The organism is Shewanella sp. SG41-3 (genome assembly GCF_014164545.1).
Taxonomy (GTDB): Bacteria; Pseudomonadota; Gammaproteobacteria; order Enterobacterales; family Shewanellaceae; genus Shewanella; species Shewanella vesiculosa.
This window is the reverse complement of the sequence record NZ_JACJFJ010000012.1, coordinates 1-13,369: the sequence shown is the minus strand read 5'-3', so window position 1 is coordinate 13,369 and position 13,369 is coordinate 1. Positions and strand designations below refer to the sequence as shown.

The window sequence follows — 13,369 nt, the reverse complement described above, 5'->3', positions numbered from 1 at the left end:
AGATGAAATAAATTGTGTAAAGTGAAAGTTCACTATAATGATTGTAAATATTGGTATAGGGCTTTTAATAGCTTTTGTTTGTGTTCATTCTCGCTGGTTTCTTCGACCAGATTTTCGAGTTTTATCACATAATCAGCATTCGATAATCGTTGTTGACAGAAATCACGCCATTTACGAGCTTCACTGTCGCTTAATGTTTCTGGGTAATTACGGGCCCTAAAGCGAAACAACATTTCATTGATACGAGGATCATCAAACTGCAATGCTAATGCGGCTAAATTATGGGGTGCTGTATGGCAAATAATGTCCATTTTCGTTTTATCGGCATGGCTGAAAAAACCACCGCTGTAGAGCATTAAATCAGGATCAGTAATCGGTTTACGGTCTGATTCAAGTTCAAAGACTTGGTTCAGTTTTTCACGCAATTCTGGGTGATTTTTCAGGCGTTTATATTGCTCGCGTGCAAATGCTTTATCAAACTGTAATTTTTCTGTTACCTCATCGTCAAGTAATTTTGGTGAACCGATAAACGGGCACTTGTTCAGATGAATTTGTTTAAGTGGTATCGCCAGCTCGTTTTCGGCCAGATTTTGACGCGAGGTGTACATACGGTCGCTGATTTCTTGGGCCGACAAGGTTAACAAGGGAGAAATGTCCATCGCCAAATTAACGCAGATCACTGCATTTTTATTCGTTGGATGATAGGCCACTGGTGCAATCAATGTGGTACAGCCTTGCAGCGCACTAATTTTTGAACTGACATGAACCAATGGCTGCATTTTTAGCACATCAATATGATCCGCAACCGCTTGTTTACGTCTTAAGTTAAAATAATATTCATACAGCTTAGGCTGTTTTTGCTTGATTAATTTAGCCATAGCGATGGTGGCATAAACATCTGACATAGCATCATGAGCTTTTTCATGACTTAAGCCATTGGCTTGAGTGAGAAATTCGAGCTTAAAACTCGGTGAGCCATCTTCTTTCATGGGCCAATTAATTCCGTCGGGACGAAATGCATAGCAAGCACGAACTAAATCAATAATGTCCCATCTCGAATTACCGTTTTGCCACTCGCGTGCGTAAGGGTCAATAAAGTTACGATAAAAACCATAACGACTGACTTCATCATCAAAACGTAGTGAGTTGTAGCCTACAACACAGGTGTTTGGTTGACTAAATAAGCCATTGATACGTTTCATAAACTCAGCTTCAGGTATACCTTTAAGGTTAGCCAGTTGCGGGGTTATACCTGTAATGAGTATGGCTTCGGCGGCGGGTAAATAATCTGGTGCAAGTTTACAATAAAAGGTTTCAGGCTCACCAATAATGTTCAATTCTAGATCGGTTCGAATACCTGCAAATTGTGATGGTCGATCTTTACTTGGATTCGCCCCAAATGTTTCGTAATCGTGCCAAAATAGGGATGGTTGATTATCATGATTTATGTTCATTTATTTTTACTCATTTTTCTATTTAACATCATGTAAATCATGATTAATTCCATTTTAAACCACTTTATTCAATTCAATTCAATTGAATTTGCTTTGCTATTAGGGCATCTGTGTACATATTTTTAATGTGTCATAAACTCGATATATCAATACTAAATATGTACGCAGGCTCTAAAAATGTCTTTATCTGACACAATGTTACGCTCTATAAACGGCAAACCATATTCAGGTAAATCTGAGCTTTCAGACCGCGATGGTTTAAGTGTGCGCATCAGTCATGCTGGAACCATTACCTGGTAGTATCGCTTTCGATTTCCCTCGTCGCCAGCGCGTTTAACCTTAGGTCGATACCCCGATGTCAAAATGGCTGAAGCCCGAAAATAGATACCAGAACTTAGAAACTCATTAGCGAATGATACAGATCCAAGAGTGTATTGGAAACAACGCAATACCCGAAGAAGCAGATCAACCGTTAGATGCTGTTGTGAACAATTCCTATTAAAGCAAAGTAATTCTTTAAAGCCTGGTACTGTAGCAACATATGGGTCATGTTTTAAAGTTCATCTGTTTGCTTGGTTTGAAGACCGGTTAGTAGAAGATATTACTCTGGGTGAATGGATTGATTTCTTTGATCAAAAGTCGAAGAAGAATAGGGTAACATCCGGTGCAATTCTCAAACAGTTGAAAACAGTTTTAAATTGGTCTGTTCGGCGTCAGTTGATCCCCAACGTTGATGTGCTCCAATTAAGAGTATCTGATATTGGTTCTGCTTCAACATTAGGCTCAATAGTCCTAACTATTTTAGAGTGCGGTAAAATAAATGGGTCCTTCTGGCTCGGTGCACTGCGGGGGGGGACAAGCGCAGTGCTTCACTACATATGAAAAATTTAGGGGGTTGTGTTGTTGTTTTATAGGCTTGATCTCTGCTATTCAATTTCACCTAAAAAATAAGCCCATTAAGTGAATGAATTAATGGGTTACCCTACATTTGATGATGCACAATTCCACTCAACTTTTGATCGTCTTAAACCGCAACTTTTGATCGCCTAAAACTTTGTTTCTATCACTTCAGTTTGATGTTATTTTTAATGGGCTGGTTAAATTGATGTAAATACTAGTTCACTAGTTAAGGATGACTATGAGTAACACTGCAGAATTGTATTGTATTGAATCGACCTCTGAGACGTCGATCATCGAAGAGATAATTCAAAATGAGTTGAAAAGGGCCGACGGCTTACCCCAAGAGTTAGCGGTAAAAGTTTTTGCCAAGGACAATAGTATATGCTGGGATTTCGATGATTCTATTGCCATTTCTTTTGAGCAACAAAAAGTATTAGTAAAAATCGTGCACAATGCATTTGACTCAGTAAAGCGATAACTTACTAAATATATTAAAAATACAGATATATAGACGTTGGATTGTGATGAATGTCTTAATATGTTTATCTTCACGCTAGTATGCTGTTGAACTAAGCTGCTGTACGGCGCCAACAGTGGTTTCAATTGAGTGTATAACCCTCAGTGAATCAACCAAGCTTAAAAATGTATGTTAGAAAAATACGAAGAAAAGGAATTTCAATGAAAAGCTTACCCACTACTCGATACCAATTGACTCAAAACAGCTCTGCAGCTCAGAGCCAGCCTCAAAAAAAGCAAATTTCTATAGCATGAAGTCTACCCATTAACCTGGACTCGGCATCGGCCTAATCCAAAAAGCGGTTTATGCCATGCAAACAGCGCAGCGCATAAATATTAAAATGTTATGCATTGGCTGGAGAATTTATGTCGTCCTTAATATTTTATTCTGATGCAGAGCAGGCTCTTATTGCAACAGATACCCTTGCTGTGAAGCCTGAAGGAGATCCTCTTTTATTTTGTTCAAAAGCAATTCACCTACCTCACTTGAATACGGTGATTGCTTGAACTGGTCAAGGTGGTTTTGCCACTCGTTGGGCCATGCACGTTAATGACAGAATGGTAATTAATGGAATCAATAATTTAGATTTTCATACACCTCAGGGGTTGCGTAACCTTTGGGATACTTATTGTGAAGAGTTTAATATTACTGGTCATGCTACAACGACAGTGTATCAATTTGGGTATTGCCAAGAAACAGATAAAATGATGGCGATAGCTTATCGTTCAAAAAATAATTTTGAATCTGAGCCTAGGCCATATGGATTGGCAGCTAAGCCAGAATGCACATTTCCGGACGGGGATTATGACATCCCAGCTATATTTGTCGATATGATGAATGAACAAAGACAGATTCAGAGTAATATTGATGTAAATGAGAGAATATATATTGGTGGCAGGATCCATGTGTTACATGTAACTAAGACAGGCTGTTCTTCTTTTATGCTGCATGAGTTTTCTGACTACCAACAATATGAAAGTCAGTTGTTCGCTAATCATGTAAAAAAATGCCCATCAGGCAATCAAACGTAACTAAAATTGAAAAATAATGTCAGTATAAAGCTTAGTATTAAGCTTTATTAAATAAGGGTTTTGAATGAGATTAGTAAAAATACTTTCTGTGATGCTTTTTACTTCGACAATGTTCGGGTGTTCAACAATAAATTATAATTATGAAGCGAAGATAGACTACTTCTCTAAACCTGCATTAAACGAAGTTGTGGAAGTTTATGTTGGTGATTACATGATAGATCAGGGGAAATCAGTAACGCTGGACTTTCTAACATTAAATAGAACAATAGATGGGGCATTATACGATATACATAAAGGTTCATATTCACGTGTTGGGGAGCACAAAGGCTCATCGTATTTTTCTCCAACAACAAGTAAAGGGCTACCCATATCTTATGCGGCTGGATTGGTCGATACACCTGTAGCTCTTCATATAAATAATGAAAATGAAGTATGTGTTACATCTGTTTCTTACCAAGCTGCTGCATGTTATGAAGGGAGTTTCAAAATAGAAGCGAAAACGGTTGTCGATAGTCAGGCATTTCAACAAACGCTCATATATAACGGTTCTGTAGATCAAAAAATAAATATATCTTATCGTGAATTTTCTAATGACTCAGCGAGAAACGCTTTCACTAATAATGTTGAATATGATATGAAAAAATCTAATTTCATAAATTACAAAGGTGCTCGTATTGAAGTGATTAGCTATGATAATACTTCAATAAAATTTAGAGTAATAAAGCACTTTCGTGATGATCAGTCTATAGAATTATAAATTGAGAGTCGCATAATAAGTTTTTGAAACGGAATAAAAACATTTGGCCATCGCTTCGAAATACATGGTCACATATAATTACTGTTGGCATTATCTGAATGTTTATCGGATTCACGCTAATACGCCGTTGAACTAAGCCGTAGTGCGGAGCCAAATGCTGACTCTATTGAGTATATTATCCTCATTGAATCAGCTAGACTTAAAAAAGATGTGATGGAACACCACAATGACAAGGGAATTGCAATTGAACACATACAAATCAAGCCTCATAATCAATTCAACATTGCTTTGCAGCCCAGAGCTAGCATCAAAAAAAGTAAATTCCTATAGCATAAAGCGTACCCATTAACCTGGACTCGGCAACGGCCAACCCCAACAAGCGATTTATACGCTGCAAACAGCGCAACGCACAAATATTAAAACGTTATAGCTCAGAAGGAGATCGTGTGAAGTATTTAATAATTATGTTTATAACTATTTTTTTAGCAGGTTGCGGCAATAATGAGTTAGTTGCATGCTTAGATGATCCCAATAAAGCAAAGGAGCAGCTATCTCTCTATTCTGATGACAGTATAAAAGAAGTTATTGACGCAGTCAGAACCGATCAAAAATATGGACAATGCTTCATTGAAAAACTGGACATTCCCAAAGAAGCGAGTTTAAGAGAAAAAGCCCAGGTTGTATTGGATTTTACTTCACAGGTGATTGAATATGCTCCCGATAAAGAAAAAGCAAAACTAACAGACATTGATAGACCAGGCACTAGATTACCATCTAGAACAGTTGCAGATGGTAAAGGTGACTGTGAAGATAAGGCTGCCCTCTCAGCTGTTATGCTAAGAGAGCTAGGGCTGAAAACGTATGTGATTGTTCGTCCGCCTGAATTTGATGGTATTGGCCATGTTTTTCTTGGTGTAAAAGCAAATTTTGAGACCAAATTGAGGTGTGGAAATGAGTACGTTATTGCATTTGATCCAACGTTAAGCAACGCTAAAATTGGAGATGAAGAGTACGGGTTGTCAGACGTTAAAAATGTAAGTTGTACTTCAATATAGCTATAACAAAGCGTTGCACCGGACAAGCCGGTGAACGCGGCGTTATACCCTATGAGTTTTCATATAAAAATGGCTACTTGGTGTAGCCATTTTTATGGGCGTTTAGCGGTGGTTTTTAGCGTAAACGGGCTTGTTTCTCTGCCAATCTTGCTAATGTCGCTATTTGTTGGTTTGCGGCTTCGCTGATTTCTAGCAATTGCTCAAGAGATAAAAAGCGGGGTTCGCGCATGTACTGCACTAATTTATCGCGGCTGGTGAAAAACTGGTCATCTTGTATCGGTTGCGAGCTGACTATTTTGCCGCCTTCCCATGTAAACATCATGCGCTGACGCTCAAACGGATGTGTAGTGCGGCTAAGTCGTTTTTGGGCTTCGTTAAAGGCATTAATGAAGTTGATCTTAAGTTCGGCAGCTTTGGCACCGGTAAAGCCCATCACTAAAAACATAAAACCGTCTTTGGTCAGGTGGTAACACTTTAAATCGCGTTGACTGGTGCCAACCTGTTGATTTTGCACGTTGACGCAAAAATGCGTTGACGTAAATTCACTTGGGACATCGATTAGAATGCGGTCAATTTTACTTATGAGTTATCGGTTAACTGAGTTATCGATAACCGTTCAGCCATTTTATAAAGCTAACATGGTGTAATCGAGAACCTTAGATCACACGGCTATTTGCTGCCTAAAGCACAGCGTATTTGTTTTAAAGACTTAACAAAAATGGGGCAATAATTAGCGGTTATGTAGACTTCCGCTTTCGCCTAGACTAAAGAGTGATTGATTGGCGGTGTTTGAACTGATAAGTTACTAAAAATATTGGTAATTAAAGTGATATAGATGCTGGGTTTTGATTGGCATTCTGTGAATGTTTATCGGATTCACGCTCATACGCTGTTATGTGTATCACCGAAGTGTGCAACTAGATCAAAATTGAGAAATAAATAATATGGTTAATTGGTTTTTTGAAACATTTTCCAGTTCAGTAGAACAGGCTAAATTATTTGCAATCGTCTTATCTGCAATATTAGCCATTTGCTTATTACTAACTAATCAATGGTTTATTGCTAGAAAATCTAAGAAAGAATTAATTATTTCAAAAATTGAAGAGTTACTTACGAATGTGTACGCCTACGAAAGGCTTACTTTAGATATATTATCGAGGTTGTTTAATGAAGGTGTTAATGATCAAGGGACTTTAGATAAAATGGTTGAAAGTGCAGAGGTTTCGGATAAAATTGAAATGTTGTGTGCTTTATACTTTTCTAAAATATCATTCGATGCTGAACATACCCAAAGTATAGTGTTAAAGGTTTTTAATCAATTTGATGCTGTCGAAATGGGTAATGATTATCCCAAGGATAAATATGCTTCATATCAACAGAGTTGTTTGGAATTAAAAGAAATACTAACTCCTTTAAAAAAATCATCGAAGATTTTAATGAGTAGCCACACATAACTAATTAAGGATAGGTTGCGCGAAGTCGCGTCTTTACCCCAAGTCTTGAACAAGCCCTAAAACGTGATATTTGACTCTTTATTATGTGAATATTAGATCGAGAAAACGCGCTGTTTGAATTGATGGTTATCAAAAAATGGCCTACCAAGATTATTTCTGCATTTGACGTTGACACTTTTAACGTGCAATTTAAGTTTTTTATTTGAGGTGTAATAGCCATTAAATTGCTTTACTTCAGATGTATAGGAAATGTAGGATGATATTAATCAATAACTTAAACAGGCGACTATATCGGTCGAGCAGTTCAGTAAGCTGTTATGCCTAAATAGAGTCAGTCATGAGCAATCAGAAAATATCACCAGAAAAAATAACAAAACCAATTCAGTTGCTTGGTGCATGGTTAGCAGGGCTAATAATAGTTAATGGTTCCTTTTTGGGCGCGGCTGTATCAATTAATACACAAGGGTGGGCAGTTGAGGTTCTAATAATAGCAAGTGTGCTAAATGTGCCTTTATTCTTGATTTGTATATTTTTACTGCAGACAAAATATCGACCTGAAATGCAAGAAGATTCATATTACTCTAAGTACCTCGAGTTAAGCACGGGGGTAGTCATGATTAGAAAAAAAGAGGATGTAGAATCCGATAAGATAAAAGAAACAATTGAAGCATCGAACAGACTTAATGTCACATTGATTTCAAATCTTGAAGAAAGCATCAAAGCAATAGCAGAACAGGTTAAATATATTTCGGAGCCAATAGGTCTCACAGAGCAACAAAAAGAGGATATTAAAAAGTTAGAAAAAACTATTCAAAATTCTGAAAAGTCTATTGCTTTAGCTAAGCAGATGTCGAAGAAGAATGTTGATATATGGGTTAACGATTTATTAGAAAATTACCAAAGTGTTGTTAGCGTTTTAGCTGAAAGTGGGTTAAAAGTGAATTCAACATTTGGTAGCACTTCAACAGATCCAGAAATACCAAAAAAGAAAATGGTTGGTTTTGGAAACAGCGTTCCAATTGAAGACCTTCGCATCCTTTCTAAAATAGCTAAAAGGTGTGGGTTTAATCATATACATTTCACTGAAAGAAATAATGATGAAAGAGTTGTATTCGGTTCATATATTTACCAATCAGAAGAATTGAACCAAGGGGTGGAATTGACGGATGATGTTTATGAATTAATTCAAGATGAAAACTCTACACTGTTCGATATTGTGAAGGTTATATCCGGAATATAGCATAACGTAACTAAAACAGTTGGTTAGGTTACGCTTCGCTCCACATTATAACCAACAATTTTTTATCCGCTTAGCAAGGCGTTGAAGCTGTAGAATTACTCACTTTAAAGAAAAACAACCTGTTTTATGAGTTCCAAATGCATTACCTAGTGTCTTAAAAGAGCTTAGGATTGATTTCAGAAGCTCGTTTTTTTAATTGAATTTGGCTGCTAGAGTTATTCTACAGCTTAGTTATAACGATGGGTAAATACTATGGCATCAGATATTATGATAATTGTAAGTTCGGTGGTTACCGGTTTATTTACATTAAGTGCTGTATTTTTAACTAATAAAATTAACTCATCTAATAGTGAAAAGCTGTTAGCCCAAGCTAATCACATAGATCGTAATAAATCTAAATTGTTAAAGCTTGAGGAGCTATACATAAAATTTGATAAATGGTCAGGATCATTCAACAATGTTTGTTTTAAATACCTACATTTAGTTGGAACTTTAGATAACACTGAAATATTAGAGGCGGTACTTGATGGCAATTCTAATGTAAAAAACGATTTCATAGAGTTAAAAATGTTGGTTTCAATTTATTTTCCTGAACATGAAAACGCTTTATCTTTAGTTTTCGAGTCTAGAGATAAATGTGCAAACTATTTTGGACATGTTGAAAGATGTCATGATTTAGAGGCTGCAATGAAACAATTTGGGATTAAAAGTGAATCCTTTAAGAAATCCATAGGAAATTTAGCGAAGTCGTTATAACAAGACAATTAAACTAGGACTAAAAACAGCTGACTATGCGCTGAACTCTATTTAGCCCACATTTTTTTACCCATTAATCGGGCATTAAGCCCCTATCGGTGAAGCATGGAAGATAGCATTGAAAATTTTTATAAGAAGCTAGATGGCTGCTCAGCAAGAAGCCTGAGTCGAATTGAGTATGCATTCTATTTAGCTATTAGTCTCGAAGGTCTATGCAAAAATTTCTTTGAGTATCTGCCGAACACTGATATTCGAAACAAGCTTCTTCGCCATATAAAAAATAGAGGTCAGAGTGGAGATAGCAATATTCCCTCTTGGTTTCTTGAAAGGCTGCTGAGTGAGTTCTCTTCGTCTGAAGGGCGCCGTCGAATATCACTCGGGACAGCCATAAAGGAGCTGTGTCATTACTTCAGCTCAGACAATCTAAGGGAATTTTTCCGCTGGCAAATATTTTCAGAAGGCATCTCCGATAGAAAAAGGGCCTATCATATAGCAGAGATGTGCTACTGCGACAATGTTGAGGACTTACTGGTCAAAGCTTGGAAAGAGTTTGGTGATGAAGGTTCTGTATCCATCTTGGTTAAGGTTGGATCAACTGGAAAGGTTGTTGATCTTTTCAAAGAAATATGGAATTCCAATAGTATAAAATTTTACATTAAGAATCAGGCTCTCAAGAGAGTGGCGTGCTTTGATTTTAGTCGGGTTAGTTTCATGGAAGAAGAGAGCCCTGTTTCGTACTTATCTGCTTGTGTCGCTGCTCGCAAGGATATTAGTGACGATTTCATAATAGATGTTGCTAGATCGGCTACTTCTATCAATGACCTTGGTTATGTGGTGTGGTGCACTGGAAAACTCGCAAAAAGAAATGTGCTTGACCGTTTAGTTGACGAGATTGAAGCAATCGAGTCTAAACTCCCTGTAGAGTACTGGGAGCCGGAGTTCTATGGGATCACTTAACAATGCTAAGCACCACGACGGCTTTTTCGTTACGGCTGTCCTTCACTACAAAGTCGTGCGTGTTAGCGATGTTAATCACATTTACTATATTCACACAATTTGATTCAGCGTGTAAAAGCGCTATTGTCCAGATTCTTATTTGCAGCAACTCACTAAACCGATAACTTTTAAATCAAATTTAAAAAATATCGGTTTTACATATCACACAAATCCCATTCGCCCAACGCCATATGTGGCGTAAAACACGCCATATATGGCGTATTTTTACCCCTGAAAACCGCTACAGTTTATATAAGCTTGATACCACTGCGTAACTGGCTTTGCTTCCTTTCTCGTTACATTCTCGCCATTGGGCTCCTGTATTGGAGCCCTTTTTTTTGTTCATATTTACCAGGAGCAGCATGAATATTAAAACAAGGCTTATGGCGCTTGGGTTTACTGGCGCCATTCTTACTGGCGGTGTGTTAGTTGCTACGGGTGAAGGAGAAGTATTGCGCACCTATGTTGACCCTGCCGGTATTGAAACAGCCTGCTTTGGCCAAACTGGCCGTAACATTAAACTTGGCTTGGTGTTCACGAACCAGCAGTGCTTAGACATGCTGGCTACTAGCCTGAAAACCTTTGACCGTGAATTGCTTACACTCACCCCGCCATTAAGCGAGGGTGAGCACATTGACAGCCTATTACGTTTGCGAACACTGCGGTTGCTGCATTGAAAACAATCAACTGCACCACATGGAATAGCACCCAAGCGCTTTATGGATATGCGACAAAACGGGCGTGTACACCTCAAAATAGGGACGGTTGAATTGCGTTAGCCATAGTAAATATAAGATCCTTTTCCCGAGTAAAATCATGTTAATATTTATCAGCATAAAAAAATGATGATGAGTTAATCTACAATTAAATTAATTCTAATATTGACTCGTTTACTCGTGACTAATGAGGGTTTGCTGATTAAAATTCAATAACGTAATAAAGGGATATTCTATGCATCATGTATTTACTCAACCCTGTGTGAGTGAAATAGTTCAACCGACTGCGTTGACGCTTCACTTACCTGATACTGTGAGTGACTTATTAGTGTTATCAGCGATGAGTAGTCCTTTGGTTGAGTTTGTGGTTAGCCAAGTTAGTCATACTCAAGCGACTCTCATCACCCGAATTCAGCCGTTCTTGAGTTTTGCTTTTGAAACGATGCTGCCGACTGCCAACACTCCACAGCAAAGACGTAGTGTGGGGCAGGGGATAAAGTTATATCCTTTAACAGGCGTGGCGCCTCGGGTGTGTATTGAACAGCTAAGACGTGGCGTAACGGTTAGCATTAACATCGATGCGGGTGTTTATTTTAGTTTATCTACCGAAACTCGTTTCGAATTAGTAACCTTAGAGAATGATTTACGGATTTTGAGCGAACCTCAAGTTCTCGTTATGGCTAAAGCGATATTAGGCCGTAAGTTTGATCATGATGAGCCCTCTAACATGCTTGCTGTTCATATTAGTGAATTGGAGCAAGTACGACGAGAGTTACGTGACTATTTGCGGGGTGAGTCGGGGAAAATCCACCCTGGTGTATCAACCGAGCTATTAAAACTTGATCATTTATTGCAAAATAAGCACCAATGGTTGTTACGCACCTATCATCAGTCATTAGAGCGTACCAACTTAGGATATTCATCAAATGAACAGATTGTTAGTAATGAACAACTACAACGTAAATTAGATTGTTTTGAACTATTAGCCCCTAAAGACGTGTCGGAAATGGTCAATAAGCTGTGTGAAGACGATCTTTAATTTTTCAGTAACTCTAGAGTCCAACATGTCTTATATTTGCCCTATTTGTAATGCCCCATTAGTACAAAATCAAAAATCATTGCAATGTGAACAACGCCATCAATTTGATTTTGCAAAAGAAGGTTACGTTAATTTATTACCAGTACAGAAGAAGAAAACCAAAGATCCTGGTGATAACAAAGAAATGATGTTTGCTAGGCGGGAGTTTCTTAATCAAGGTTTTTATCAACCACTAAGTGACAAGGTAAATCAGTTAGCGCTTGAATATACCACTGATGTAAACAAAATCCTTGATATAGGCTGTGGTGAGGGATATTACAGTCATAGGTTGTTTGAAACACTACAATCTGCCACGCAATCCGATATTGAACTTTTCGGGCTGGATATTTCTAAGTTTGCCATTCGTTATGCCGCAAAACGCTATTCAACAATGAATTTTTGCGTTGCGAGTGCATTTGAAATGCCTTTTGCAGACGACAGTTTTGATTTAGCCATCCGTATTTATGCGCCCTCTAAAATTGAAGAGTTACAAAGGGTGATAAAACCAGGAGGAATACTCATTACTGTGTCACCAGGCCCTATGCATCACTATGCGTTAAAGAAGAAGATCTACAGTGAACCCAAACTACACTCTGAGGAGTCGATAGTATTAGCAGGATTTACTTATTTAGCACATGAAGAGCTTGGTTATTCGTTGTCACTGACGCGTACAGAAGATATTGATCATTTTCTTAATATGACGCCTTACGCCTGGAAGCTGAGTGACTCACAAAAGTCTCAAATAATAGAGCAAGGGCTCGAATGTGAGATAGACTTTAAAATCGAAATTCATCAACGCGAACAATAAACAATCAGATAATTGATATAAATAACTATTTGATGCTCAAAGATAAACCGTTTTGTGATGGCATTAAATAAATAGGGTTGTTTTGCCGATGTTTGTTGACTTATTTCTAAAATGGTTTATAGTTTACTCAGCTTGAAGGTTGGGCTTATATTTATCAATACGAACAGTTTCGTCCTGTAAACATAAGTAATACCGGCATTTTCCAGCTTTACCGCCGTTAAGGCTTTAACTATTTTTTTACAGGATTTATATTATGTCTCAAGTTACTGGTGTTGTTAAGTGGTTTAACTCTGATAAAGGTTTCGGATTTATTGAGCAAGAGTCTGGTCCAGACGTATTCGTTCACTTCCGTGCTATCAATTCAGACGGTTTCAAAACTCTTGACGAAGGTCAGAAAGTTTCTTTCACTGTGACTCAAGGTCAGAAAGGTCCTCAAGCTGAGAACGTTTCAGTAGTTTAATATTTAGCTCGAGCTAAATGTTAGGACTTTAAAGCTGTAGCAATTTATTGCTGCAGTTTTTTTTATTTTAAATGTTTACTCTTTACACTCTTGTTGTATTGTCGCCATACCCATACCCATACCCATACCCATACCCATACCCATACC

The 13,369-nt window shown here is 37.7% G+C and carries 15 protein-coding genes; 13 read left to right on the top strand and 2 right to left on the bottom strand.

The features are described from left to right. Positions 1–32: 32 nt before the first annotated feature. Entirely contained in the window at positions 33–1,454 is a 1,422-nt protein-coding gene (sbcB, locus tag H5164_RS18285; protein ID WP_182757269.1) for an exodeoxyribonuclease I, read from the bottom strand. Positions 1,455–1,631: 177 nt separating this feature from the next. On the opposite strand from sbcB, the gene H5164_RS18280 reads away from it, so the two are divergent. The 5 genes from H5164_RS18280 to H5164_RS18260 all read left to right on the top strand — a co-directional run bounded on the left by H5164_RS18280 (position 1,632) and on the right by H5164_RS18260 (position 5,714). After that, a complete protein-coding gene (locus H5164_RS18280) occupies positions 1,632–1,754 on the top strand; it encodes an Arm DNA-binding domain-containing protein (protein ID WP_182757268.1) in 123 nt (40 codons plus the stop codon). An 838-nt stretch (positions 1,755–2,592) separates the two neighbouring features. Further along, positions 2,593–2,832, top strand: coding sequence for a hypothetical protein (locus H5164_RS18275; RefSeq protein WP_182757267.1), 240 nt, complete (start codon positions 2,593–2,595; stop codon positions 2,830–2,832). A gap of 596 nt (positions 2,833–3,428) precedes the next feature. Continuing rightward, a complete protein-coding gene (locus tag H5164_RS18270) occupies positions 3,429–3,902 on the top strand; it encodes a hypothetical protein (RefSeq protein ID WP_182757266.1) in 474 nt (157 codons plus the stop codon). A 64-nt stretch (positions 3,903–3,966) separates the two neighbouring features. Further along, positions 3,967–4,659, top strand: a complete 693-nt coding sequence (locus H5164_RS18265) for a hypothetical protein (RefSeq protein WP_182757265.1) — start codon at positions 3,967–3,969, stop codon at positions 4,657–4,659. A 446-nt stretch (positions 4,660–5,105) separates the two neighbouring features. Next, positions 5,106–5,714 (top strand): transglutaminase-like domain-containing protein, encoded by a 609-nt coding sequence (locus H5164_RS18260; RefSeq protein WP_182757264.1) that lies wholly within the window; start codon positions 5,106–5,108, stop codon positions 5,712–5,714. A gap of 115 nt (positions 5,715–5,829) precedes the next feature. Here H5164_RS18260 and H5164_RS18255 read toward each other — a convergent pair whose 3' ends face one another. Continuing rightward, positions 5,830–6,288 (bottom strand): Rha family transcriptional regulator, encoded by a 459-nt coding sequence (locus H5164_RS18255; RefSeq protein WP_310736207.1) that lies wholly within the window; start codon positions 6,286–6,288, stop codon positions 5,830–5,832. 370 nt (positions 6,289–6,658) lie between these two features. Here H5164_RS18255 and H5164_RS18250 point away from each other — a divergent pair, with 370 nt between their 5' ends. From H5164_RS18250 to H5164_RS18215, 8 genes are all read left to right on the top strand, one after another. After that, entirely contained in the window at positions 6,659–7,168 is a 510-nt protein-coding gene (locus tag H5164_RS18250; RefSeq protein ID WP_182757263.1) for a hypothetical protein, read from the top strand. Positions 7,169–7,505: 337 nt separating this feature from the next. Beyond that, a complete protein-coding gene (locus H5164_RS18245; protein ID WP_182757262.1) occupies positions 7,506–8,408 on the top strand; it encodes a hypothetical protein in 903 nt (300 codons plus the stop codon). A gap of 252 nt (positions 8,409–8,660) precedes the next feature. Beyond that, positions 8,661–9,164, top strand: coding sequence for a hypothetical protein (locus tag H5164_RS18240; protein ID WP_182757261.1), 504 nt, complete (start codon positions 8,661–8,663; stop codon positions 9,162–9,164). Positions 9,165–9,269: 105 nt separating this feature from the next. Next, positions 9,270–10,121, top strand: coding sequence for a hypothetical protein (locus tag H5164_RS18235; RefSeq protein WP_182757260.1), 852 nt, complete (start codon positions 9,270–9,272; stop codon positions 10,119–10,121). Between the two features lie 401 nt (positions 10,122–10,522). After that, positions 10,523–10,837 (top strand): glycoside hydrolase family protein, encoded by a 315-nt coding sequence (locus tag H5164_RS18230; RefSeq protein WP_182757259.1) that lies wholly within the window; start codon positions 10,523–10,525, stop codon positions 10,835–10,837. 274 nt (positions 10,838–11,111) lie between these two features. Continuing rightward, positions 11,112–11,915: a hypothetical protein gene (locus H5164_RS18225; protein WP_182757258.1), complete on the top strand. Its 804-nt coding sequence runs from the start codon at positions 11,112–11,114 to the stop codon at positions 11,913–11,915. Positions 11,916–11,940: 25 nt separating this feature from the next. Next, entirely contained in the window at positions 11,941–12,762 is an 822-nt protein-coding gene (gene rlmA, locus H5164_RS18220; protein WP_124018112.1) for a 23S rRNA (guanine(745)-N(1))-methyltransferase, read from the top strand. A 253-nt stretch (positions 12,763–13,015) separates the two neighbouring features. Then, on the top strand, positions 13,016–13,222 hold the full coding sequence (locus tag H5164_RS18215; protein ID WP_124018113.1) for a cold-shock protein: 207 nt from the start codon (positions 13,016–13,018) through the stop codon (positions 13,220–13,222). Positions 13,223–13,369: the final 147 nt, after the last annotated feature.